28 protein-coding genes are annotated in these 23889 nt (G+C 60.6%); 12 read left to right on the top strand and 16 right to left on the bottom strand.

The window, feature by feature from the left end; all coding sequences use genetic code 11:
* Window positions 1-148: 148 nt before the first annotated feature.
* Window positions 149-883, bottom strand: coding sequence for an SDR family oxidoreductase (locus tag HDE79_RS21020; RefSeq protein WP_184605067.1), 735 nt, complete (start codon window positions 881-883; stop codon window positions 149-151).
* Window positions 884-995: 112 nt separating this feature from the next.
* On the opposite strand from HDE79_RS21020, the gene HDE79_RS21015 reads away from it, so the two are divergent.
* The gene (locus HDE79_RS21015; RefSeq protein WP_184605065.1) at window positions 996-1379 is read left to right on the top strand and encodes a helix-turn-helix domain-containing protein; all 384 of its coding nucleotides are present in this window, start codon (window positions 996-998) and stop codon (window positions 1377-1379) included.
* Window positions 1380-2290: 911 nt separating this feature from the next.
* Here HDE79_RS21015 and HDE79_RS21010 read toward each other — a convergent pair.
* Window positions 2291-2830 carry a helix-turn-helix domain-containing protein gene (locus HDE79_RS21010; RefSeq protein WP_184605064.1) on the bottom strand — a complete coding sequence of 180 codons (540 nt, stop codon included), beginning with the start codon at window positions 2828-2830 and terminating at the stop codon, window positions 2291-2293.
* 220 nt (window positions 2831-3050) lie between these two features.
* Between HDE79_RS21010 and HDE79_RS21005 the strand changes: the two genes are divergently transcribed.
* From HDE79_RS21005 to HDE79_RS20990, 4 genes are all read left to right on the top strand, one after another.
* Complete coding sequence (locus tag HDE79_RS21005) at window positions 3051-3302, top strand: DNA-binding protein (protein ID WP_184605063.1); 252 nt, start codon at window positions 3051-3053, stop codon at window positions 3300-3302.
* 2 nt (window positions 3303-3304) lie between these two features.
* On the top strand, window positions 3305-3490 hold the full coding sequence (locus HDE79_RS21000; protein WP_184605062.1) for a hypothetical protein: 186 nt from the start codon (window positions 3305-3307) through the stop codon (window positions 3488-3490).
* Between the two features lie 278 nt (window positions 3491-3768).
* Window positions 3769-4185, top strand: coding sequence for a hypothetical protein (locus HDE79_RS20995; RefSeq protein ID WP_184605060.1), 417 nt, complete (start codon window positions 3769-3771; stop codon window positions 4183-4185).
* Window positions 4186-4349: 164 nt separating this feature from the next.
* Window positions 4350-4925 carry a C40 family peptidase gene (locus tag HDE79_RS20990; protein WP_184605058.1) on the top strand — a complete coding sequence of 192 codons (576 nt, stop codon included), beginning with the start codon at window positions 4350-4352 and terminating at the stop codon, window positions 4923-4925.
* 77 nt (window positions 4926-5002) lie between these two features.
* Here HDE79_RS20990 and HDE79_RS20985 read toward each other — a convergent pair whose 3' ends face one another.
* The gene (locus HDE79_RS20985) at window positions 5003-5488 is read right to left on the bottom strand and encodes a peptidylprolyl isomerase (RefSeq protein ID WP_184605056.1); all 486 of its coding nucleotides are present in this window, start codon (window positions 5486-5488) and stop codon (window positions 5003-5005) included.
* A gap of 36 nt (window positions 5489-5524) precedes the next feature.
* The gene (locus HDE79_RS20980; protein WP_184605054.1) at window positions 5525-6757 is read right to left on the bottom strand and encodes an MFS transporter; all 1233 of its coding nucleotides are present in this window, start codon (window positions 6755-6757) and stop codon (window positions 5525-5527) included.
* 300 nt (window positions 6758-7057) lie between these two features.
* Between HDE79_RS20980 and HDE79_RS20975 the strand changes: the two genes are divergently transcribed.
* Complete coding sequence (locus tag HDE79_RS20975) at window positions 7058-8383, top strand: DEAD/DEAH box helicase (RefSeq protein WP_184605053.1); 1326 nt, start codon at window positions 7058-7060, stop codon at window positions 8381-8383.
* A gap of 149 nt (window positions 8384-8532) precedes the next feature.
* Here the strand turns inward: HDE79_RS20975 and fghA are convergent, their stop codons facing one another.
* Together fghA and HDE79_RS20965 are read right to left on the bottom strand one after the other, a co-directional pair.
* On the bottom strand, window positions 8533-9381 hold the full coding sequence (gene fghA, locus HDE79_RS20970) for an S-formylglutathione hydrolase (protein WP_221440305.1): 849 nt from the start codon (window positions 9379-9381) through the stop codon (window positions 8533-8535).
* 68 nt (window positions 9382-9449) lie between these two features.
* A complete protein-coding gene (locus tag HDE79_RS20965) occupies window positions 9450-10199 on the bottom strand; it encodes an SDR family NAD(P)-dependent oxidoreductase (protein WP_184605051.1) in 750 nt (249 codons plus the stop codon).
* 147 nt (window positions 10200-10346) lie between these two features.
* Between HDE79_RS20965 and HDE79_RS20960 the strand changes: the two genes are divergently transcribed.
* Together HDE79_RS20960 and HDE79_RS20955 are read left to right on the top strand one after the other, a co-directional pair.
* Entirely contained in the window at window positions 10347-12320 is a 1974-nt protein-coding gene (locus HDE79_RS20960) for a DEAD/DEAH box helicase (RefSeq protein ID WP_184605049.1), read from the top strand.
* A gap of 163 nt (window positions 12321-12483) precedes the next feature.
* On the top strand, window positions 12484-13266 hold the full coding sequence (locus tag HDE79_RS20955) for a class III extradiol ring-cleavage dioxygenase (RefSeq protein WP_184605047.1): 783 nt from the start codon (window positions 12484-12486) through the stop codon (window positions 13264-13266).
* Between the two features lie 27 nt (window positions 13267-13293).
* Here HDE79_RS20955 and HDE79_RS20950 read toward each other — a convergent pair whose 3' ends face one another.
* Together HDE79_RS20950 and HDE79_RS20945 are read right to left on the bottom strand one after the other, a co-directional pair.
* The gene (locus HDE79_RS20950; RefSeq protein ID WP_184605081.1) at window positions 13294-13668 is read right to left on the bottom strand and encodes a YkgJ family cysteine cluster protein; all 375 of its coding nucleotides are present in this window, start codon (window positions 13666-13668) and stop codon (window positions 13294-13296) included.
* Window positions 13669-13758: 90 nt separating this feature from the next.
* Window positions 13759-14622, bottom strand: a complete 864-nt coding sequence (locus HDE79_RS20945) for a neutral zinc metallopeptidase (RefSeq protein WP_184605046.1) — start codon at window positions 14620-14622, stop codon at window positions 13759-13761.
* Between the two features lie 120 nt (window positions 14623-14742).
* Here HDE79_RS20945 and HDE79_RS20940 point away from each other — a divergent pair, with 120 nt between their 5' ends.
* Window positions 14743-15138, top strand: coding sequence for an MAPEG family protein (locus HDE79_RS20940; protein WP_184605044.1), 396 nt, complete (start codon window positions 14743-14745; stop codon window positions 15136-15138).
* Window positions 15139-15171: 33 nt separating this feature from the next.
* Entirely contained in the window at window positions 15172-15999 is an 828-nt protein-coding gene (locus HDE79_RS20935) for a type II CAAX endopeptidase family protein (protein WP_184605043.1), read from the top strand.
* 9 nt (window positions 16000-16008) lie between these two features.
* Here HDE79_RS20935 and HDE79_RS20930 read toward each other — a convergent pair whose 3' ends face one another.
* The 7 genes from HDE79_RS20930 to HDE79_RS20900 form a co-directional block, all read right to left on the bottom strand.
* Window positions 16009-16578: a Maf family protein gene (locus HDE79_RS20930; RefSeq protein WP_221440304.1), complete on the bottom strand. Its 570-nt coding sequence runs from the start codon at window positions 16576-16578 to the stop codon at window positions 16009-16011.
* A 243-nt stretch (window positions 16579-16821) separates the two neighbouring features.
* On the bottom strand, window positions 16822-17292 hold the full coding sequence (gene rlmH / locus HDE79_RS20925; protein WP_184605041.1) for a 23S rRNA (pseudouridine(1915)-N(3))-methyltransferase RlmH: 471 nt from the start codon (window positions 17290-17292) through the stop codon (window positions 16822-16824).
* A 12-nt stretch (window positions 17293-17304) separates the two neighbouring features.
* Entirely contained in the window at window positions 17305-17691 is a 387-nt protein-coding gene (rsfS, locus tag HDE79_RS20920) for a ribosome silencing factor (RefSeq protein WP_179479612.1), read from the bottom strand.
* Between the two features lie 74 nt (window positions 17692-17765).
* Window positions 17766-18836 carry a nitronate monooxygenase gene (locus HDE79_RS20915; RefSeq protein ID WP_184605039.1) on the bottom strand — a complete coding sequence of 357 codons (1071 nt, stop codon included), beginning with the start codon at window positions 18834-18836 and terminating at the stop codon, window positions 17766-17768.
* 140 nt (window positions 18837-18976) lie between these two features.
* Entirely contained in the window at window positions 18977-19255 is a 279-nt protein-coding gene (locus HDE79_RS20910) for a pentapeptide MXKDX repeat protein (protein WP_184605038.1), read from the bottom strand.
* 270 nt (window positions 19256-19525) lie between these two features.
* Window positions 19526-20128, bottom strand: coding sequence for a DUF1345 domain-containing protein (locus HDE79_RS20905; RefSeq protein ID WP_255488538.1), 603 nt, complete (start codon window positions 20126-20128; stop codon window positions 19526-19528).
* Between the two features lie 315 nt (window positions 20129-20443).
* Window positions 20444-20731: a GNAT family N-acetyltransferase gene (locus HDE79_RS20900; RefSeq protein ID WP_184605034.1), complete on the bottom strand. Its 288-nt coding sequence runs from the start codon at window positions 20729-20731 to the stop codon at window positions 20444-20446.
* A gap of 149 nt (window positions 20732-20880) precedes the next feature.
* On the opposite strand from HDE79_RS20900, the gene HDE79_RS20895 reads away from it, so the two are divergent.
* Window positions 20881-21306, top strand: coding sequence for an OsmC family protein (locus tag HDE79_RS20895; protein ID WP_184605032.1), 426 nt, complete (start codon window positions 20881-20883; stop codon window positions 21304-21306).
* Between the two features lie 67 nt (window positions 21307-21373).
* Here HDE79_RS20895 and HDE79_RS20890 read toward each other — a convergent pair whose 3' ends face one another.
* Window positions 21374-22462, bottom strand: coding sequence for a 3-deoxy-7-phosphoheptulonate synthase (locus tag HDE79_RS20890; protein ID WP_184605030.1), 1089 nt, complete (start codon window positions 22460-22462; stop codon window positions 21374-21376).
* 454 nt (window positions 22463-22916) lie between these two features.
* Between HDE79_RS20890 and HDE79_RS20885 the strand changes: the two genes are divergently transcribed.
* Window positions 22917-23885: an oxygenase MpaB family protein gene (locus HDE79_RS20885; RefSeq protein ID WP_184605028.1), complete on the top strand. Its 969-nt coding sequence runs from the start codon at window positions 22917-22919 to the stop codon at window positions 23883-23885.
* The last annotated feature ends 4 nt before the right edge of the window (window positions 23886-23889 follow it).

The raw sequence follows: 23889 nt of genomic DNA, 5'->3' as shown, positions 1-23889 counted from the left end.
ATCGTGTTTCCTTGGTCCGCTTTGAGTAGAGAGTCGAAAAGCCCCCTTTCGGAGCCCTACCGGCATCGAGATTCGCTGAAAGGTTGGGACTTGAGGGCCGGCAGCCCTACGATGCTCCGAATCGCATGGAGCACCTGGGCTTAACGCGTCAGAGTTGCGCCAGGCCGCCGTCGACGGCGACCTCGCTGGCGGTCATGAAGCTGCTGTCCGACGACGCGAGAAAGGCGGCCACCGCCCCGATCTCCGCCGGATCGGCCATGCGCTGAAGCGGAGTCATCGAGGCGTAGACCTTCTGGCCTTCCTCGCCCAGCGCTTCCTTCGCGAGTTCGGTCGCCGTCGCGCCGGGCGACAGCACATTGACCCGGATGCCGGTGCCTTTCAGGTCCTCCGCCCAGGTCCGCGCGAGGTTGCGCACGGCTGCCTTGCTCGCGCTGTAGGCGCTCATTCCCGGTGCGCCCGTGGTGCCGGCGCTCGATCCGGTCAGGATGATCGAACCGCCCTTGCCCATCAACGGCAGCGCCTTCTGGACCGTGAAGATCGTACCCTTCACATTGATGTCGAAGGTTTCGTCAATGTGCTTGGCGGTGATCTTGCCGAGCGCAAGCTGGCTTCCCACCCCGGCATTGGCGAAGACGATGTCGAGGGTTCCGCGTTCGGCCTTCACCGCCGCGTAGAGTCGGTCGAGGTCGGCCTCATCCGAGACCGAGCCCTTCACCGCGCGGGCGTTGAGCCCGAGCTCAGCCACAGCGGCGTCGAGCGCTTCTTGCCGGCGGCCGAAGATGAAGACGAAGGCGCCTTCCTCGATGAAGCGCTTTGCAGAGGCGAGGCCGATGCCGGTAGCGCCACCAGTGATCACGGCGGTCTTTCCATTCAATCTGTTCATGACGTGCATCCTTTTTTGAAGTTGTACGCAAGCAGGGAACTGCTTGCTTGAGGACAAGTATGCGGTCTGATAACCTAAGGGCAAGTATGCACCTTTTGGTAAGTATCAAATAATGACGACGCCTTCTGAAACCTGCGATCCTGGCTGCGGGCTCAACGCCACGCTCCGCATCATCGCGGGCAAATGGAAACCGCTGGTCCTGTTTTTCCTGCGCGACGGCCCGAAGCGCTACGGCGAGCTCAAGCGCCTGATCCAAGGCGTTAGCGACAAGGTGCTGATCCAGACATTGAAGGACCTGCAGGCCGATCACGTGCTGGCCCGGACCGACTACAAGGAGGTGCCGCCGCGCGTGGACTACGCGCTGACCCCGCTCGGTCGCAGCCTGGCTGACGCGATCATCCCGCTGTGCACCTGGGGAACAGAGAACATGGAGGAAATGGCGAGCATCTTCGCCAAGCGCGAGACTTTGCCTAGCAGGATGCTGACGAACCGCTGAGTCGAACGACCCTCCGCATTCGTGGGAGGACGACAGGTCGAATGATTCCGATCAGATCGTCAGGACGCGCGGAATGCGTATTGGAGTACAACGAGCGGTCACTAACCCTGGCCCGTTGCGTGTGATGGTGGGGTGCACGTGCGGCGATACTTTTCCCACTGCCGATGCAATGAAGAGTACACAAGCGTTCACCATCCTCATCTGCCCTCGCACAAGAGTCGAGGCAGGCGGTCTACCGTCTTGTTGATCGAACAGCGCCCGACGGTTAGCGGCGAGCGACATCGCTGAGAAGCTTGGTGTGCCCAACGCCACGCTCTCATTCCACCTCACAAAGAGCTGCCTCATGCAGGCTTGGTCGTGAGTCGGCAGAGCGGTCGGTTCGTCTACAACTCGCCCGTGATCGAAGCGATGAATGATCTCATCGATTATGCATACGCAATGCTTCAGTGGCGTGCTGCTAGTACTCGAGGATCTTGGCCGGATCGAAGCGCTTAACTTTAGTTCGGACCGGCGAAAAATCGTATCTCTCGACTTTGGCTTCGATCTTTTTTACGGATTGGGGGCCACGCCTAAAGCTCATCAAAGAGCTCAGTTAAGCAGCGCCGAGTCGAGACAGTTTGTCGGCGAAAACTCCATCGGGCGAAATTGGGCGCTCGCTTTGTTACTTAAGTGGTCGAGTTCAGCGACTACTTCCAGCTGATATTGAAGCCCAGTATGGTAAGAGCGCGTCTGTCCAGAAGCAGCGCAGGTGACTAGTTCAAATCGCCACGATGTCCATTTCTTAGCCGGCACCCGCAATAGAGAGCCACATCGAAGTGATTCAAGGCTGTAAACACTGTGAAGTTTGAATTTGCAACATGAAGCCGGCCATCGTGTCGGCTTCATGCTTCCCTACGCCCGATAAGCTCGCGTCATGCTGCAGCTGTCCGTGCAAAACGCAATACCTTGGCTTCCGGCAGGCCTTCATCGAGCAGCTCATAGAGCATGGTTACCAGCTCGGCATGCTTTGCTGGAGGCAAAACCTTTTCACCGAGCGCCTCCGTGGCCAGCCGCACCGCCATCATCAGAACGTCGTGCCTCACAGGTTGCGAAGCGTCTTGTGACGCCGGTTGAGAGGGCTCGTCACGCAAGTTCGGCCGTGATCCGAAGGCCTTGGTCCGACGCCCATCAGCGTCCCTGTCGTCGTGGGCGATAACCCTTGCAATATCCGCTGCAGATGAGGGGTTGAGAGCTGGATCCAGCTTTTCCTCGCCAAGGCCGGTGAGAACCCAGAGCGGGCTCCAGCCAAGATCAGCCAGATGCTTCAAAGCCTCGGCACCTATTTCGCGTTCGCCTCTCTCCCAGTTACCCAAGGTGTTTTTGTGGATGCGAATTTTCGGCGCAAAAGAAGCCTGGCTCTCGGAACCGCGAATGAGTGCCAGTCGTGCGCCCTGCTCTTCTTTCAACCCCATTTAACGCTTTCCCACTGACAGAGCGAGTGCAAGTGCAAGGACGTTTCCGCACCTCCAATCTCGCTTAAGTTGCTGATATAAAGAGTCATATAGATAAATTTCCGGGATGATTCCGAGCAAACGAGTAACGAAACACTTTTGGGGTTGACATGACCTCAAAAGAGGTTAATATCTGGCTCCTAGACATCACTCATGAATAACAAGGGGCATTCAGGGCGCGATGAGGCGTGAAACTGCACTTACTCCGGATCAGGTACGCCAACAGCTTCGTCAGCGCGGGAAAACGCTCACGAAATGGGCTGCCGAGCACGGCTACGACCGCAAAGCGGTCTATCGCGTCATGAGCGGCACCGACAAGGCTTATTACGGCAACGCGCACAAGATCGCTGTCGAGCTAGGCCTGAAACTGGCTGAGGAGGAGCCTAGCACTCCAGCCAGCACTGGCAATACGCAACGACAAGCGGCGGCCTGACTATGTCCGCTACCTCTTATCCACCTTCGTCCGATTATCCAGGTTCGTTCGATGCCATCGAGTGTGGTGCCATCGCGGAACTCAATGCACACGAAGCCATGCTTTGCGGTGACCTGGATGCGGAAGCGCAATGGCGTGAATTAGCCGAAGCGTATTACCGCACTGCCATGTTGGAGCTACCGCAGTGACCCTCGGGACTGGAGGACCCGATATCCACAATCTGCTCGAGATCCCGAAACCGCATTCGCCGTTGTCGGGGCCCAGGTCCGATGTTGATCACCGAGCACATCGCCTTCGACGAGTGCCTCGCCGACCGGACTTGTCGAAGCCAGACCGGAAATCGTGCCGCCGGTACAGGGCGTATTCCGTGTAGATAACGCCGCCAACATAAGAGATCGAGTACGACCAGTACGAACGGATGACAAACGGATTTTTGAAGTTCAGCGAAATAACGGAGGTGGGGTTGATGAAAACGGATCGTAAGTTGCGGCTACAAATCAACACGCGGGGAGCATGGAGAGACCTGCTGCAGTTCAGACCGGAACACCGCGCTGACGTGCTGCGCGCAGCCAAACTGCTCGGCGACATTCTGGGTGGCGACATCCAGTGGTGCATGGTTCAAGAAGATGCGCGCCATCAAAGGCTGCCAAACATGCGTGGCCCGTGGTTGCCCATCACGGGCGAATATCCCGAACCACTGAAAGACGTCATGGTGACCGTCTACGACGCGAACGAGCACGAGAACGTCGTGTACATGGCTTACCGCAAACAGGCCGACTCATCGGACTTCTATCTCAGCGGAACGTTCGACCAGGTTTTGCACAATGCCTATGCATGGACCGAAGTGATCGCCCCTGCACCCGCTGGGCAGGTGGCGGCGTGAATCGACCGGGCCGCAATCAAGCCGGCTTGTACATGGCGACATTGCCCAATCCGGACGGATCGTCGCCGACGCCGGCCCCAACCCAAGTCTCGCCCAGTCTCTGAGAACTTCCTTATAAGCCATTGATTTGATAACCTCGGCGCGTCTCTTGCCGAGGTTGTTTTATGCGCCAGGATCCTGCCGTCCGCTTTGCGCATGTGCCGCCGGCCTGGCGGAAAGCCCGTCGATGGCTTTTGGCGATCGTCATCCTGCTGCTTGCCGCCTGTTCCAGCGCGCCGCATCGGCGCGAACCGACCTACAAGGACTCGCATTCGTCGCTGGCGGATTTACCTGCACGCGCGCCTTCAGCCGCTAATACCGGAACGGCCAACGATGTGTTGTTTCGTGCCATAGCGCTGGTTGGCACGCCATATCGCTGGGGCGGCAACACCCCCGCCGGCGGTTTCGACTGCAGCGGCCTGGTCGACTACATCTACCGCAACGCCGCGGACATTCTGCTGCCGCATAGTTCACGCGAGATGGCGGTAATGAATGGCGAAGAAGTTCGGCAGATGACTGATCTGGCCAGCGGCGACTTGGTGTTCTTTGGCAGCAGCGGCGGCGTCAGTCATGTCGGTGTCTATGTCGGCAAGGGGCGCTTTGTGCATGCGCCCAATAGCGGCGGCACGGTAAGACTGGATGATATTGACGGGCCTTACTGGCGCGATCATTTCGTCTACGGCAAGCGATTGCTGGATTGACACGATAAGCTTTACTGCACTCATGAAAAACGGCGCTCAATGGCGCCGTTTTTTATCTTGGAAACGCGAAGCTGCAATCAGTGCGCATCAGCGCCCGGCGCATGCGCGTGGCCATGCTGCAACTCTTCCTCGGTGGCATCACGCACGTCGCTGACACTGACATCAAAGTGCAGATCCTTGCCGGCCATCGGATGGTTGAGATCGACGTCGATCGTGCTCATGCCGACCTTGTGCACGGTCACGGCGCGCTGGCCGCCTTCCTTCAGCTGCAGAATCGTGATCATGCCAGCCTTGAGACGATTGGCCTGGGGGAAATACTTTTTCGACATGCGCTGGATCTGATCTTCCTGACGTTCGCCATAGCCGTCGACCGCTGACACATCCACTTCCAGCGTGTCACCGGCTTCATGACCTTCAAGCGCGCTCTCCAGACCTGGAATCAGCTGGCCATGGCCCAGCAGTACCCACAACTGCTGCTCGCGATCATGCGAACTTTCGACCTTCTCACCGTCGACCGTCAGCGTGTAGTGGAGTGCGATGACCTTGTCCTTGCCAGCCTTCATTGCATGTCTCTCGAATGGTTAAAGGTCGGAATTCTATCAGGTGGCTTCTTTCTCGAAATCCAGCCCCCGCGCCTCCGGCCCCAACCACACCAATAACGCCAGAATCAAAGCCACCACGCCAATCCAGAGCGACATTGCAAACGCAAAGTCACCGCCGCGCCAGTTGGCGATCCAGGTCTGCGCCGTGGCCGTGCCGGCCGCCAGCAGGTTACCCATCTGATAGGCAAAGCCCGGCAGGGTCGCACGCATCGGGCCCGGCGAGAGTTCATTGAGATGCGTGGGCACTACGCCCCATGCGCCCTGCACCATGACCTGGATCAGGAACGCACCCAGACCCAGCAGAAGTAGTGAGCCACCGTACGTCCAGAGCGGGATCACCGGAATCGCCAGCAGCGCAGCGATGATCATCGCCTTGCGCCGGCCGATGCGCTCGGACAGCACGCCAAAGAACAGTCCGCCGACCAACGCGCCCAGATTGAGCAGCGCGACCAGCATGAAGGCCGTGCCCGAGCTGGTATCGAGGTGCAGATTGACCTCTTCGAACGTGTGATACATGTCCTGCGAGCCGTGGCTGAACATGTTGAAGGCTGCCATCAACAGCATCAGGTAGATGCCGAGCTTCCAGTGCCCACGCATGGATTCGCGCAGCGTCTGCTTTTGCCGGGTGCCCTTGCTGCTTTCCCACACCGGCGATTCCGGCACGCTGCGACGGATATACAACACCAGCAGCGCCGGCACTGCGCCGACGATGAACAGCCCGCGCCAGCCGATGTGATCGACCAATAGCCAGTTCGCCAGAGCAGCCAGAAAGAAGCCGCACGGATAGCCACTTTGCAGCAGGCCGGAAATCAGTCCGCGCGATTTCGCCGGAATCGATTCCATCGCCAGCGAGGCACCGATACCCCACTCGCCGCCCATGGCGACGCCAAACAGGAAACGCAGCACCAGCAACGCCGTCAGAGACGGCGAAAACGCCGTCGCCAGTTCGAATACCGAGAACAGGATGATGTCCAGCATCAGAATCGGCCGGCGGCCAAAACGGTCGGCCAGCCGTCCAAACAGCAGCGCGCCGATCGGCCTCGCTGCCAGCGTCAGGAACAGGCCGTAAGTAACCGCCTTGTTGTCGACCCCGAACTCTTTTGCGACGCCAACGATCACGAAGGTCAACAGAAAATAATCGAACGCATCCAGCGTCCATCCAAGAAAACTGGCGAATACCGTATGTCGCTGTGTGTGGTTGAGTTCCCGCAAGGGTGCAAGCAGCGACATCAGGCTTTCCTTGGATTGAATCGACGAATAGCCTTTATCGTATGCCGGACGAGGGCATGGTTTGCAACGCCAAAGATGAAGATTTCGCACAAGTAACCTTCATGACTCACGCGATCGCTGGCCGCTCGCTAGCTACCGCCAACCGCCCATTTTGCTTCGTTGCAACAAAAACGAGCATGGCGGCAGTTATCACGCTATACTTGGCGGCGAAGTCGTTCTGACTTCAGCGGCGACCCGCCGCATTTATCCCCAAGTCTGCAACACGGTATCAACACTCCGGGTTGCTCAGGAGTGTTTCCAATGTCTTTCGATTCGCTGGGCCTTGCGCCCGCGTTGTTGCGTGCGCTTGCCGATTACGGCTACACCAAACCCACCCCGATCCAGGCCGCCGCGATTCCACCCGCGCTGGAAGGTCACGACCTGCTGGCTGCCGCGCAAACCGGCACCGGCAAGACAGCAGCCTTCGTGCTGCCGCTGCTGCAGCGCCTGTCGACCAGCGGCCAGACGATGACGCGTCGTCCGCGCGCGCTCATTCTTACCCCGACCCGCGAACTGGCTGCCCAGGTTCATGAGAACCTGCGCGACTACGGCAAGCACATGCAGGTCAGCGCTACCACCATCTTCGGCGGCGTCAGCATGGGGCCGCAGATCAACGCACTGCGCCGTGGCGTCGACGTAGTCATCGCTACGCCCGGTCGTTTGATGGACCACATGCAGCAGCGCACGCTGGATCTGTCCGGCGTCGAGACGCTGATCCTGGACGAAGCCGACCGCATGCTCGACATGGGCTTCCTGCCTGCGCTGAAGCGCATCCTCGTGGCGTTGCCGAAAAAGCGGCACACGATGCTGTTCTCGGCCACCTTCGCGCCGGCGATCAAGGCGCTGGCGATGGAGTTCATGCACAACCCGCGCGAGATTTCGGTCTCGGCACCGAACACCGTTACCACTCTGGTCAGCCATCAGGTGCACCCGGTCGACGCAGCGCGCAAGCGCGACCTGCTGTTGCACCTGCTGTCGGTCGACAGTCGTCGCCAGTCGCTGGTATTCAGCCGCACCAAGCATGGCGCTGACAAGCTGGTCACCTTCCTCAATGCCTCGGGTCTGCGCACCGCCGCGATTCACGGCAACAAGAGCCAGAACGCCCGCACCCGCGCCTTGAGCGATTTCAAGAGTGGCCGCGTCACCGTATTGGTGGCCACCGACATCGCCGCTCGCGGTATCGATATCGACCAGTTGCCGATCGTGATCAACTTCGATCTGCCGATGGTGGCCGAGGATTACGTGCATCGCATTGGCCGCACGGGTCGTGCCGGTTCGGAAGGTCTGGCGATTTCGCTGGTCAGCCACGATGAGTCCGGCCTGCTGCGCGACATCCGCAAGCTGCTGAACCAGGATATCGCGATCAACAATGTGGCCGGTTACGAGCCGTCGCATCCGCTGCGCCTGGATGCCGGTGCACCACGTCCGGTGCAGCGTCCGCAGCAGCGTGCACCGCAGCGTCAGCCGCGTCAGGGCAAGGCCTCGACATCGGCACGCCCAACTGGCTTTGCGTCGCCGGGCCGCAGTGATCACGCTGCCGGTAACCACAAGCGCCGTTCGAACCAGCGCCCAGCTGCTAAGGCGTAAGTAGCGTCAAGTTCAAATAAAAATAAATAAGTAGCGTCAAGTTCAAATAAAAAAGCGGCCTCATGGCCGCTTTTTTGTAAACGCATTGTCGGGCTCGTTGGGATCTAGCAAAAACGGACCTTTGAGTCGTTCACGCTTAGTAGCCAAGATCAAGGCAAGCCCAGCGCCGTGGCGTGATGGCGCAGATGGTCTTCCATGAATGTCGAGATAAACCAGTAGCTATGGTCGTAACCCGGCTGCCGGCGCAAAAGCAGCTCCTGCCCCTCTTCAGCGCAGGCCTGATCGAACAGTTCAGGTTTCAATTGGCCTTCCAGAAACTGATCGGCCTCGCCCTGATCGATCAGGATCGTGCCCGGAAAGGTCTGCTTTCTCACCAGCTGGCAGGCATCGTACTGCGCCCAGCTTGATCGATTATCGCCGAGGTAACGCGGCAGTGCCTTCAGCCCCCAAGGCACCTCGCTCGGTGCCACGATCGGTGCGAAGGCCGATACCGAGCGATAGCGATCCGGATGTTTCAGCGCGATGGTCAGGGCGCCATGACCGCCCATCGAATGGCCAAAGATACTGCTGCGCGCAGCGTCCACCGGAAAGTTTTTGGCGATCAGTGCGGGCAATTCGTCAACGATGTAGCTGTACATGCGAAAGTGCGCCGACCATGGCGCCTGCGTGGCATCCACGTAGAATCCAGCGCCTTCACCAAATTCCCAATCGCCGGTGGCACCTTCGATATGGGTACCGCGCGGGCTGGTATCGGGCATCACCAGGATCAATCCCAGCTCGGCCGCCAACCGCTGCGCGCCGGCCTTGATGGTGGCAGTCTCTTCGGTGCAGGTGAGCCCGGCGAGGTAATACAGCACCGGACACGGTCCCTGCACCGCTTGCGGCGGCTGATACACCGCGAATCGCATCGGACCAGCACAGCTTTCCGATTGATGACGGTAAAGCCCCTGCACGCCACCGTGGCAACGCTGCTCGGAAATCGTTTCGATCATGCTCATCATCGCTCCTGACTGTCTACCGAACGGCGATGATAAATGCGCGCCGCACGACCTCTCCAAACAACCGCTCAGCGCTCCTGATCGGTCGGCCGCAGCAGTACCTCGTTGATGCAGACATGTGAAGGCCGAGTGACGCAGAACAGGATCGTTTCAGCGATATCCTCGGCCTGCAACTGGCGCATTTCCTTCGCACGCGCATCGAGCGACTGACGGCTGGCAGAATGACCAATGTGATCGCGCAATTCGGTCTCCACCATGCCGGGCTCGATCACGCTGACACGGATGTTGTCCTTGTAGATTTCGCGCCGCAGTGCCTCGGAGAAACCGACCACGCCGAACTTGGTCGCCGCATACGCAGCCGCCATGGGATTGGCGACGCGCCCGGCGACTGAGGCGACATTGACGATATGTCCGTCGTGGCGCGCGCGCATGCCAGCCAGCACAGCCTGGGTGGAGGCGATCAGGCTGAGCACGTTGAGCTCCAGCATGCTCCGCCAACGGCCGAGATCAGCCTCGGCGACCGGCTCCAGGTACATCACGCCGGCGTTGTTGATCAGGATATCGAGCCGGCCGAAATGCGCCTCGGTATCGGCAACGATGCGCTGGGCTTCATGTTCGTTCAGCAGATCAGCCACCAGCACGAGCGGTTCCGTGCCCAGCTCACGCAAGCGCGCGGCGAGTGCCTGCAGGCGATCTTCGCGGCGCGCCACAATGGCGACCTTGGCTCCGGCTTCAGCCAGCGCCAGTGCGGTTGCCTCGCCAATGCCGGACGAAGCACCAGTGACCAGGGCGACACGATCGTTGAGTCGATGATTCATGCTTTCTCCTGAAGATGATCATTAAGGCGTTGATTAGCACAAAGCCGCGCAATTAAGCATGTTGCATCGGGCCTTGACGCAAGGGGCTGTTACAATAGAACTCTTCTTACACCCTTGCATGCCCTCTGCATGACATCGAAGGCTCCCATGTCCCCCGCGTCTCCCGATTCCACCCCGGCCACCGCTGCCGGTTTCAGCGCCCTTGGTCTCCCCGCCGAGGTGCTCCGCGTTCTTGGCGATGTCGGCTACGAGTCGCCGTCGCCAATTCAGGCCGCGACCATTCCGCCCTTGATGGAAGGCCGCGATGTGCTCGGTCAGGCACAGACCGGCACCGGCAAGACCGCCGCGTTTGCGCTGCCGATCCTGTCGCGCATCCATCCGCGCGCAGGCAAGCCGCAGGCGCTGGTACTGGCGCCGACACGCGAATTGGCCATCCAGGTGGCTGAAGCGTTTCAACGCTATGCCGCACATATCCCCGGTTTTCAGGTGCTGCCGATCTACGGCGGCCAGAGCTACGGCCCGCAGCTTCATTCGCTCAAGCGCGGCGTGCATGTTGTCGTCGGCACGCCCGGCCGCGTGATCGACCATCTGGACAAGGGCACGCTGGATCTGTCCGAGCTGCGCTTCCTGGTGCTCGACGAAGCCGACGAAATGCTGCGCATGGGCTTTATCGACGACGTCGAGAAGGTGCTGCAGGCCACGCCGCCGGAACGTCAGGTCGCACTGTTCTCGGCGACCATGCCGTCGGTGATCCGCAAGATCGCGCAGAAGCACCTGAAGGATCCGGTCGAAGTCACGATCAAGTCGTCGACGACTACCGCGCCCAACATCCGCCAGCGTTACTGGTTCGTCAGCGGCATGCACAAGCTCGATGCGTTGACGCGTATCCTCGAAGCCGAACCGTTCGACGCGATGATCATCTTTGCGCGCACCAAGCAGGCCACCGACGAACTGGCCGGCAAACTGCAGGCTCGCGGGCTGGCGGCAGCCGCCATCAATGGTGACGTCGCGCAGGCACAGCGTGAACGCGTGATCCAGCAGTTGAAGGATGGCAAGCTGGATATTCTCGTGGCGACCGACGTCGCCGCGCGCGGCCTCGACGTGGAGCGCATCAGCCACGTGTTCAATTACGACATTCCCTATGACACCGAAAGCTACGTGCACCGCATCGGCCGCACTGGCCGTGCCGGCCGCAGCGGTGAGGCGATCCTGTTCGTCAGCCCACGCGAAAAGGGCATGCTGGGTGCAATCGAACGCGCCACACGCCAGCCGATCGAACAGATGCAGCTGCCGTCGGTCGACGTGGTCAACGACGTACGCATCAGCAAGTTCAAGCAGCGCATCAGTGACATGCGTGCACAGGGTGACCTTGGCGAGTTTCAGAAGCTGATCGAGCAGTACGAGCAGGAGCACAACGTGCCGGCGATCGAAATTGCCGCGGCGCTGGCGCGCATCGCCCAAGGCGATCAGCCGCTGCTGCTGGCACCGCCGCCGAAGCGCGAAAAGTACGAGTCGGCGCCGCGCGAGCATTCGTCGCGCGAAAGGCCTTCGCATGATCGACCGGATCGTCCATCGCGCGATCGACCCACCAGCGAACGTCGACCGCCTGCGGATCGCGATGGCCCAGCCAGCCGTCCGGCACGCGACTTCAAGCCGCGCGAGTCAGCTGCACACGACGGCGCACCGCCGCGCGAGTTCGGCAACCGTCCGGTGCGTGCGCACGCCACCGAGGAAGGCAAGCGCACCTATCGCGTCGAAGTCGGCCACGAGCACGGCGTGAAGCCGGGTAACATCATTGGTGCCATCGCCAACGAAGCCGGGCTGGAAAGCCAGTTCATCGGCCGCCTCAGCATCCGTGATCACTACAGCCTGATCGACCTGCCCGACGGCATGCCGAAGGAAGTGTTCGAGCATCTGAAAAAGGTCTGGGTGGTACAGCAGCAGCTGCGCATCCACGAGTGGGATGGCAACGACACCGCCTCTGGCAGCGCACCGCCGGCACGCAAGCCCGGTGGTACAGGAAAAACTGGCGGACCCAAGCCCGGTGGATTCAAACCCGGTGGTCCCAAGCCGGGAGGCTTCAAACCGGGCGGCAGCAAGCCCCCGCATCGCAAACCGTAAGTGAAAGCCGCAGCCTCGTGCTGCGGCTTTTTGCCAAGCACTTCGTCGCGGCAGCGATTGTTTCGAACAGGCGACGGACCGTTTCTTCGAGGTCCCTGCCCACGACGCTGCAAATGGTGCGATTGCCCCTATCTTTGGGTCATCGCATCAAGACCCTATCGTCATGAATTCACTGCCCAGTCTCTACATCTCGCATGGCTCGCCGATGACTGCGCTGCAGCCGGGCCTCACCGGCAAGCGGCTAACCGAATTGGCCGCGCTGCTGCCCAAGCCACGCGCTATCGTCATGGCCAGCGCGCACTGGCTCTCTCGCAAGCCACAGGTCGGCGCTTCGATCGCGCCGGAAACTATTCATGATTTTCGCGGTTTCCCCTCACCGCTGTATGAGCTGCGCTACCCGGCACCAGGTTCTCCTGAGTTGGCCGAGCAGGTCGCTCAATTGCTGGATCGCGCGAACCTTCCTGCCGTGATCAACCATGATCGCGGGCTCGATCATGGCGCATGGGTGCCGCTGCGGCTGCTGTATCCCGACGCGGATATTCCGGTGGTACCCATCACCATCCAGCCCGAACTTGGCCCGGCGCATCAGTACGCGGTGGGTCAGGCGTTGTCGTCACTGCGCGACGAGGGCGTGCTGGTGATCGGCTCAGGTAGCATCACCCACAATCTGCACGATTTCGGCGCCGGTTACAGCGACGAGCGGAAAGCTCCCTACGTATTGCCATTTATCGAATGGATCGAGCAGCGGCTGGCCGCTGGCGATGTCGATGCCCTGCTCGACTATCGACGCCACGCGCCGGGCGCCGAACGCGCGCATCCCACCGATGAGCATTTGTTGCCGCTGTTCGTGGCGCTTGGTGTGGCCGGCCCCAAAGCACACGCGCAACGGATCGATGCCGGTATCGATCTGGGCTTTCTGGCCATGGATATCTATCGCTTCAACTGATGGCACGGCGCGAGTAAATCGAGCGAATCACCCGACGTTCGGAAATGACGCATGTGGCGCCGGCCAGTCGTTCGGCGTCAGCAGCGGCAGCCCATGCGCGAGACGCGCCTTGTCGCACTGCGCGCTGAGCGTGCCGAATTCCCATGACGGCACCACCTCGCGACACACCGATGGTCGCTGTTCATAGATGCCGCAATGCGCGGCTTCGCCAACGACTCCAACCAGCGCGACACAGCGCGGCTTGGCGGCATTGGTGCCGCGCATCGCCAACCGATGCGGATCCAGTTTTTCGGTCAGCTCTGACGGCACGCTACCGTCGGTGATCACGTCGGCTTCCGACCAGTGAAACGCCACGCGAAAGAACGCGCAGCAGGCGCCGCAACGCAGACAGGTGTGGTTCATCGGGTTGATCAAAAGAAACTCGTTGGCATGCGACACGCGTACTTCGACACGGGCGAAACCGGCGGTCTCGCATAACGCATCAAATCAGCCTCATGGTTCGCCGGCGAAAGTATTGCACTGAGCCATGTCACCACTGTTGAGTCCGGCCTTGAACCATTTCACGCGCTGCGCCGAGGTGCCGTGGGTGAATGAATCGGGCACCACTCGACCCTGCGCCTGCTCCTGCAACGTGTCGTCACCGATCTGACTGGCCGCATTGAGCGCCGACTCCACATCGCCTGGCTGCAACCATTGCAATCGGGCCTGCGTGCGATTGGCCCAAACCCCCGCATAGCAATCTGCCTGCAACTCCTGGCGCACAGAGAGTCCATCGGCGCCATCCATCGGGGCACCACGGCGTCGTGCCGCTTCCACCTGATCGAACACACCGGTCAGCTTCTGCACGTGATGACCGACTTCATGCGCGATCACGTAGGCACGCGCGAAATCCCCGGAAGCATGAAAGCGATTCTGCAGTTCCTGGAAAAACGCCAGATCCAGATACACCTTCTGATCGCCCGGGCAGTAGAACGGTCCGACCGCGGTGGATGCCGCGCCGCAAGCGGTGTTGACGCCACCGCTGAACAGCTCCAGCTTGGGATCGACATAGGTCCCGCCGCTAGCCGCAAAAATATCGCCCCAGGTTTTTTCGGTCGAACCGAGAATACGGCTGACAAATTCCTTTTGCTGCGGATCGACCTGCGCGGGCTGCGAGGTCTGCGTCGGTGCGCTGGTCTGGTTACCGCCCTGATCGAGCAGCGCCAGCGGATTCTTGAAAAAGATCCACCCCAAGATCGCCAGCACCACGATGCCGCCGATACCCATGCGGCCACCGCCGAAACGCGGACCGCCACCACCACCGTTGCCGCTATCGACTTCGACGTTGTTGCTGCTCTCGCCTTTCTGCCAATCCATATATCCCCCGATGGCTGATGCATCGCGCCCGATGCCGCCCGGTCAAGATAGCGTCTTGCATGCATTAGCGCCATGCAGGCGCTACGGTTACAGTGCACGTTTAATCCAAGAGTCCCGATGATGAGCGAACTGCCCGCGCTGGTAACCCTGCTGACCGTGCTGCTGCTGTTCGGCACCCTTTTCGTTACCGGCAAGGCGCGAGGCAAGTACGACATCAAGGCACCGGCGGTCAGCGGTCACCCAAGCTTCGAGCGCGCCTACCGGGTGCAGATGAACACCATCGAGAATACGGTGATGTTTCTGCCGGTGCTCTGGCTGGCGGCCTCGCATGGTTTTGGCGGCCTCTGGGCCGGCACCGCCGGACTGGTGTGGCTGGTCGGTCGCGCCTGGTATGCGCTGGCCTACCTCAAGGACCCGACCAAGCGCGGCGGCGGTTTTGCTCTGAGCACGCTGGCCTGGGCGGCGCTACTGGTGATGGCTGGCATCGGCATCGTACGCGCCATGATGATCGGCTGAAGCACCAGGCAAAGTGGTCGATTGCGTTACTCGATGAATACCCTTCCGGCACAACACAAGCGTGTAACGCCGCTGTTCGATGACCGGCGCACCTCGATCGAGCCGCCCGGCCTATGGGCTGCCGCGGGTTTCATCACGCTGTATTTTCTGCTGCAGGCGGTGGTGAGCGGGCTGATCGCCATGATGATGGGCCTGTTCACCGGCTACGTTCAGATGGATCGTGGCATCAAGCCGGTCGGCGCGGAAATCCGCACGATGCTCGATCAACCCGGCATGCCGGCGATCCTGCTGATGCTGACGCTGGGTGTGGCTACGGCAATACTTTTGCCGACGGTTCGCAGGAAATGGCCCCGGCTATGGAGCCAGGCGACGACGCCAGGCCTGGGCGTTGTACTGCCAATAAATCGCGCTTTCTTCGCGTTGGCGGTTATCGTCGGGCTGACGACACCACTGGTCGGCGGACTGCTGACAGCGCTGCTGGCACATGGCAAAACGGTGACTCAGGACATTCAGGATCTTGGCTTGCAGACGCCGCTGGCGTTGCGCATTGTACTCGTGGTCGTCGTGGCTAGCCTGGGGCCGCTAGTGGAAGAGCTGCTGTTCCGCGGCGTGCTGCTATCGGCCCTGATGCAACGCTGGCGAGCGGGCTGGAGCATCGCGATCAGCGCGCTGCTATTCGCCCTGGTGCACCTGCCCAGCATGCAATGGCAGTGGTACGCGCTGCCGGACCTCGCCCTGCTGGCCGCTGCGCTCGCCTGGCTGCGGTTGCGCTCCGGCTCGCTATGGCCTGCCGTGCTGGCCCATGGCATCAACAATCTGCTGGCAGTCGTGGTGTGGTTCGCCGCTGTCGGTATGGCCTGAGCCTGATGGCTACAGCATCACCTTGAAGCTTCGCAGCAAACGCGCGGTTTCGAATACCGGTAGACCCATCACGCCGGAATAACTACCCTCCAAACGGGCGATCAAGGTCGCACCACGGCCCTGGATCGCGTACGCACCCGCCTTGCCGAACGGCTCGCCGGTCGCAACGTAGGTAGCAATGGTTGCCTCATCCAACGTATCGAAACGCACCTGCGAGACGCTTGTTTCCGATTGCTCGTGATTTTTACCAACTAACCACACTACTGAAATCACCGCGTGCGTGTGCCCCGAGAGGCGGCGCAGCATCGCGGCGGCATCGTCCGCATCGCGCGGTTTACCGAACACTTCATCGTCGAGTACCACTTCGGTATCGGCGCCGAGCACCCATGCTTCCTCCGCATGGCCAAGAGCAGATAGACCCGCGTGTGCCTTGGCTCGCGCCACACGACTGACGTATTCCTGCGGCGATTCGGCTGTCGCACGCTGCTCCGGAACATCGACATCGAGCACGGCGAAATCCACACCTAACTGTTCCAGCAACTGGCGACGGCGTGGCGACTGTGAGGCAAGATGCAGCATCAGAATTCCGGATGGTTGATCAGGCCGCGAGCATACAGGCGCCCGTCACCGGAGGCAGCGTCGAATCCACACCAAAGCAGCTAGGAGCCTGGGCGATAGAAACCAAGTGAGCGAGGCAAAGCACTTTTGAGTGAGATTTTTCGATCATTTGAGGCGAATAGCCGTAGCTATTCAACGAAAAGGAGCGGAAAAGCTGGCCAAAAGAGCGCAGCCGCAGCCGCTTGGTTTCTACCGCCCAGGCTCCTAGGCCCGATGGTAAGGGTGGCCTGCCAGCAGGGTGGTCGCGCGGTACAGTTGCTCAGCCACCACTAATCGCACCAGCATATGCGGCAGCGTCAATGGCCCGAGCGACCAGCTCTGTTCAGCGCGCGCGAGCACCTCAGCTGCGTGGCCATCGGGGCCGCCGATGAGAAAGGCCAGATCACGCCCGCTCATGCGCCAGCGCGCCAGCTGTTCGGCGAGTTCTTCGCTGGACCAGGTTTTGCCGCGGCCATCGAGTGCCACGACGTGGATGTCACGTGGCAGAGCAGCCAGTATCGCGGCGCCTTCATCCTGCATGGCACGAACATCATCACGGCCTTTGCCGCGGATGCCGGGCTTGAGTTCAATCAGTTCCAGCGGCAGGTCATGCGAGAGCCGCTTGCGGTATTCGGCAAAGCCTTCCGCCACCCAGCCGGGCATGCGTTCGCCCACGGCAATCAGGCGTGCGCGCATGCCAGCGCTTGCTCAGCCGGCTTGCGCGGCGTCGAAGTCGTGGCCGTGATCGCCCACGGTCCACAGGCGCTCGAGGCCATAGAACTCGCGGATACGCGGCAACATCACGTGGACGATGACGTCGCCCAGATCCACCAGCACCCATTCACCTTCGACTTCGCCTTCCACGCCGAGCGGCGCGACGCCCGCCTGCTTGGCGAACTTGGTGACTTCGTTGGCAATGGACTTGACGTGGCGGGCCGAGGTACCGGAAGCGATCACCAGCAGATCAGCGATGGAGGTCTTGCCGCGAACATCGATTTCGCGAACGTCCTTGGCCTTCAATTCTTCCAGCGCGTCGATCACTGACTTGCGCAGAGTGGCCGTGGTGACGGCCTTGTTGGTACGGGCAGTACTCAAGAGGGGGAGCCTCGATACAGATAACAGCGCGGAATGGCGCGGGCGCAGTATAACCGGCCTGCCCCGCCGGCACGTCAAACACCCAAAGAACGCCGGGCCGCGCCATATTCGTCCATCAGGACACCCACCAGCTCCGCCGCTGGCATCGGCCGCACCAGCGTTGCGGCCTGTCCGCACCATTCAGACAGCAGATCGCCACGACCCGCCTCGGCCGCCGCGCGGCGCAGCGGTGCGGTGAGTGCGTTCAGAACGGGATAGGCCGGCAGGTTGGCCACAGTCGGCTCCATCGCCTCCACGTAACGGTTGCGCAAGCCACGCGCGGCACGACCGGAGAAGCTGCGGATGGTGGTGACGCGATGATCTTCAGCCTGCAGGAGATCATGTTTCCATGACTCGGCGGCCGAACTCTCCGAACAGCCCAGAAAAGCGGTTCCCAGCTGGCTGGCCGATGCGCCGAGAATTTCCGCAGCCAGCATGCCGCGCCCATCCATGATCCCACCCGCAGCAATCACGGGAATGTTTATCGCACGCACCGCCATGGGCAATAGTGCAAACAGGCCGATCATCGCAGCGTCGGCATCATGCAGAAACGTGCCGCGATGGCCGCCGGCTTCTGCACCCTGAAGGCTTACTGCATCGGCGCCGCATTCTGCCCAGGCACGCGCCTCAGCCACCGTGGTCGCCGTGCCAATCACGATGATGTTGCGTTGTTTCAATTTGCGTATTTGCGTGGCATCGATCAGTCCGAAAGCAAAAAACGCCACCGCGGGCCGCGCCTCATACAGAGCCGCCAACTGATCGGAAAATCGCGGAGCCCAGCGCGTCGGCAAACTGGTACGTACCGCGAGACCTTCTCGTTCCATCAACGCATCGAGTTGCTCGCGCGCCTTGATCACCGCGGCCATATCGACGACGAATTCGTCTGGCAGAACGAACAAACCGATCGCATACGGACGATCGGTGAGCCGTCGAATCTGCGCAGCCTGATCCAGAATCGCCTGCGGCTCCAGGTAACCCGCGCCGAGCGAACCCAGGCCACCGGCACCGGATACAGCTGCGACCAGATCCGGCGGCGTCGAACCCGCCATGGGTGCCTGGATCAGTGGATGTTGAATGCCAAGATCACGGACAAACGAGTCGTTCACAGCTGACGGCCTGCAACAGGATATCGAGCCATTATGCGCGGTTGATCATCGGTTGTTGAGCACGTAACAACGCATACCGTACATCACAGCGAAGGAGCGTCCTCATCGCAACACCCCTCGAAAACAAGCCCACTCGGCGATTAGTGGCCTGAGCTGCTGCCGCTGGCTGGAGCCTTCATGGAGTCACTCTTCATCGAGTCATGCTTCATCGAATCACCTTTCATGGCGCCATTCTTCATCGAATCACTCTTCATTGAATCGTGCTTCATGGAATCGCCTTTCATGGCATCACCTTTCATTGAGTCATGCGACATCGCCGAGCTGGAGCTGTGAGCCATCGCATCCTGCGCAAACGCGGAGGTGGCGGCAAAACCACAGGTCATGCCGGCGACAAGAAGTGTTGCGAGACGTACGTTCATGGCAAAGTCCTTGAATAAGAGGGATGGAGACGTTTTGTCATGTCTCCATAACCTTATTCGCCGATGGCTTGCCGACAGTTACATCGCCGCCGGAAGTTTCTTAGAAGCTGTTTAAAAACCGTAGCGAGCGAAGGGATTTCGGGTGCGCACGGAGCGCAGGAACCGGAGTGTACGTAGAGGTACATGAGGATTCCGAGCACCGTACGCGCCCGAAATACCGAGCGCAGTAGGTTTTTAAACAGCTTCTTAGATGAAGCCTGGCGCACGGTCCTAGCTTTGCCCCGCCACGATATTCACCGTGATCGCGATGATGAACACGTTGAAGAAAAACGCGATGATGCTGTGCAGCAGCGCTACCCGCCGCAGATAGCGGCTGGTGATCTGCACATCGGAGACCTGGAATGTCATGCCGATCACAATCGCGAAATACGCAAAATCCCAGTAGTCCGGCTCTGGTGTATCGGGGAAATCGAGCCCGGTATGTTTCTCGCCGTAGTCGCCGTAGAACCCGTGCGCGTAATGCATCGCAAACATGACGTTGAGGAACAACCAGGTCAGCACCACGCTCAGCACACCAACCACCAGCGACGGCAAGCCGCCGCTCTTCGCTGCGTGCAACTCATTGCTCAATGCCACCAGCACGACCGATGACAGCACGATGCCACTCCACAGAATGCCCCAGCGCCCGGTGTCCTGTGCGCGTGCCTGTCGACGCATGCGTGTCGGCGAGGACTGGTTGAACAGACGCGCCAAAATGCTCAGAAACACCACGGCACCAAGGTCAAAACCCAACAGAACCGCATTGGAGATGCGCGCTCCGGTTTCTACCAGCACGCCGCTGGTGATAACGAAAATCGCCAGCGCAATAAGCATTCGCGGCCGTGCCCTGATGAAATGCAGTGGTCGCCATCGGTGTTTCACCGGATGCCTCGTCTGCTCGAACGACTTCGACGGCGATGATGTGTCATCGGGGGGCAATGGCGACGATGCTTTGGCCGAAGTTCTTTTTGCGGATTTCGATGACATCGTGCTCATTCTCGTGCCAGCTTCAACATAGCGATAGGTGAACTGCTGGCAATCCAGCCGTGGAAATCATCAGGGAATGCAGACAAAGGATAGCTCCAGCACGCGCGACGTCATTGCCGCGGACGGCCCGATGATAGCCGGACACCGTGATCCGCTGGATCGTCATGCGCGCAGGTTGTGATAATCGGCGTGGCGCTTCATCCAGTTCTCCGCATAGGAACAGGCCGGTATCACCTTCCACCCCCGGGTGCGGGCCGCATCCATTGCCCCCTTTACCAAGGCCGATGCAATACCGCGACCACCGACTTCGGCCGGTACGTCGGTATGGGTAATCGTCATTACGCATGTAGCGACTCCATCGGCCAGGGTGTAGTCCAGCAGACAATGCACACCATCTACCGTTGTTTCGAAGCGTCGCGCAGCGTGATCGTGATGAATATCGAACAGCATAAGAACCTCGGTGTTGCACCTGATGCCCGAGCATACGGCCTGAAAGCCGAAACAGCTTGTTAAGCCTGACCATCAATCCGTTCGCGCCATCTGCATGAATGGTCTGACACGCTGCCTCCTCAAAGCATTCAACCCGACAGGAGAGCACCATGAAGAAATCCGCATCCGCCCACTGGTCCGGCGGTATCAAGGACGGCCAGGGCAGCATTTCGACCGAGACTGGCGTATTGCGCGAGGCGCCGTATGGCTTCAAATCCCGTTTCGAGGACGGTCCCGGTACCAATCCCGAAGAATTGATCGGTGCGGCCCATGCCGGCTGCTACTCAATGGCGCTGTCGCTTGAGCTGGGCAAAGCCAAGCTGACCGCTGACAGCATCGACACCAAGGCCGTGGTGACGCTGGACAAAGACGGCGAAGGCTTTTCGATCACCGCCGTGCATTTGACCTGCAAAGCCAGGGTGCCAGGTGCGGATGCTGCAGCCTTTGCCAAGATTGCACAGGCGACAAAGGAGGGTTGCCCGGTTTCCAAAGTACTCAAGGCGACGATCACACTGGATGCGACGCTGGAGAGCTGAGCTTTCCGACGAAATAGAAGTGGCGCCCGCACCGGCGCCACCTTCATCTTGGCATCAAGCACTTGAATCAAGCAGCGTGCCTCGCGTGGAGACGGCGACGCTGTCTTACCGCGTCGGCAAGACGCTCCAGTACCGTCACCGAGCTGTCCCAGTCGATACATCCATCGGTGATACTTTGACCGTAAACCAGCGGCTGGCCTGATTCGATATCCTGCCTGCCGCCGACCAGGTGACTCTCCACCATCACGCCCATGATGCGTGATTCACCCGCCGCGACCTGGCCGGCGATATCGTCAATCACTGCTGGCTGATTTTCCGGCTTCTTGCTGCTGTTGGCGTGACTGGCATCGATCATCAACCGCGGCGACAAGCCCGCCTTGACGAGCACCGCACAGGCCGCTTCGACGCTGTCGGCGTCGTAGTTGGGTGAGCTGCCGCCGCGCAGAATCGCGTGGCAGTCCTCGTTGCCGGCGGTGGCGGCAATCGCGGTGCGGCCATCCTTGGTTACGGCCAGGAAATGATGCGGCTGCGACGCCGCCTGCACCGCATCGGCGGCGATCCTCACGTTGCCGTCCGTGCCGTTCTTGAAGCCGACCGGACACGACAAGCCCGACGCCAGCTCGCGATGCACCTGGCTCTCGGTGGTGCGTGCGCCGATCGCGCCCCAGCTGACCAGATCGGCGATGTATTGCGGCGTGATCATGTCGAGGAATTCGCAGCCAGCCGGCACACCGATCGCGTTGATGCCGATCAGCAGACCGCGCGCCAGGCGCAGGCCGCGATCGATCCGGAAGCTGCCGTCGAGACCGGGATCGTTGATCAAGCCTTTCCAGCCCACCGTGGTGCGTGGTTTCTCGAAGTAGACGCGCATCACGATTTCCAGCGTGTCGGCATGCAGCTCGCGCTGCTGCCGCAATCGTTCGGCATATTCCAGCGCAGCAGCGGTGTCATGAATGGAACACGGGCCAATGACTACCGCAAGCCGGTCGTCCCTTCCCTCGAGAATGGCGTGCAGCCTGCTCCGCGTCTGCGCCACGGTGGCACTGGCGCTATCGCTGCCGCCGCAGTCACCGATAACCTCAGCGGGCGTGCTCAGACGCTTGAGTTCGCGAATGCGAAGATCGTCGTTGTGGTTGTTCGTGATGGCAGCGTTCATGCGGTGATTCCTTGGTGATCCAGATTTGGTTGATCGAGATTCACTGGCGGCCATGAAAAAAGCCGCCAGTGGTGAGCTGGCGGCTTTCGGGATTCGCTTAATCGGTAACTTACGATCGCACCCTTGGCTCCGCCTGCGGCATCGGATAGCCATAAAACCAGAAATAGAGGCGGGCGGAAGGAAATGTCATGGGCGTATAGGAATAGCACATCAGGCGGCCAAATCAAACCCTGTGTGCCCGTGACAACGCCGGATCCGATGCTGCTCCGGCCACCTGCGCCAAACAAATATCCGACGACACTGACTTACTTGAGCCGACTGCAAGCCGAATTCCAGCTTGCGCCGGAATGACCTGGAGAAGAACGGCAGCCAACGCGTTACGGATGTAAACGACACGCTACCGATGGACCATGCCAGCCACGCGCAGCTTGCCAACAGGCTCTAAGATTCAAACATGCCACCTTCCCTTCATCTGCTCGCCCGCGCCGCTGGCGGATCGCTCAGCCCGGTTCGCGCAGCGATCCGGCACTGGGTGCTCAGTGCATTTCCGCCCAGCGAAGGCAGCAGCCGTATCGATTACGACCAGCCGCTCGGCGATCCTGGCCTGTTCGGGCCGGACAGCGTGACATGGCGCGTGCATTCGGATTTCCCCGGCATGTTGTCCGGTGGCCTCGCCGCACTGACCTTGCAGACGCTGCATCCGCTGGCGCTCGCCGGCGTATGGGATCACTCCAATTTTCGCGAGGATCTGATTGGCCGACTCCGGCGCACCACCCTGTTTGTAGGTGCCACGACGTACGCGCCGCTGGCAGCCACCGACGCACTGATCGCGCATGTCCGCCGCATTCATGCCTACGTCAAAGGCCATGGCGAAGATGGACGTCCATACGCCGCGGATGATCCACATTTGCTGACGTGGGTTCACGTCACCGAGGCCTACAGTTTTTTGCAGGGCTATCGCCGCTATAGCCACGTCACGCTGCCCGTTGGTGCCGCCGACCGCTACTACAACGAAGTGCGCCGCATTGCCGAAGCACTGGGGGCTCGTGACGTACCCGCATCGGAGCAAGACGTCACCGATTACTTCAAACGTATCCAGCCGGAACTGGCTTTTACTGATCGGTCGCGCGAAGTGCTGCAGCTGCTTTCGCAGGTGAAGTTGCCGGTACCTGCAGCCGGACTGTCGCGCGATCTGTTCCTGCTGGCCAGCGCCGCCTTGTTGCCGGACTGGGCCAACCATATCCTGTGCCACACGCCCTGGCAGCAACGGCAGGCGAAGCTGGCCGCGCATGCCTTGTGGTCGATCGCACCGGTGTTCCGCGCTGCATTGAAAGACGGTATCGCCAGCCGCTCATGCCGACGCGTGGGCATATCTGCGAGCACGCTGACCCACTGGCCCGGCGAAGCGCGCGTCGCCTCCTGAAATT

Origin of the sequence: Rhodanobacter sp. MP1X3 (assembly GCF_014207165.1) — a bacterium.
Lineage (GTDB): Bacteria > Pseudomonadota > Gammaproteobacteria > Xanthomonadales > Rhodanobacteraceae > Rhodanobacter.
This window is presented reverse-complemented; position numbering and strand designations above follow the sequence as displayed.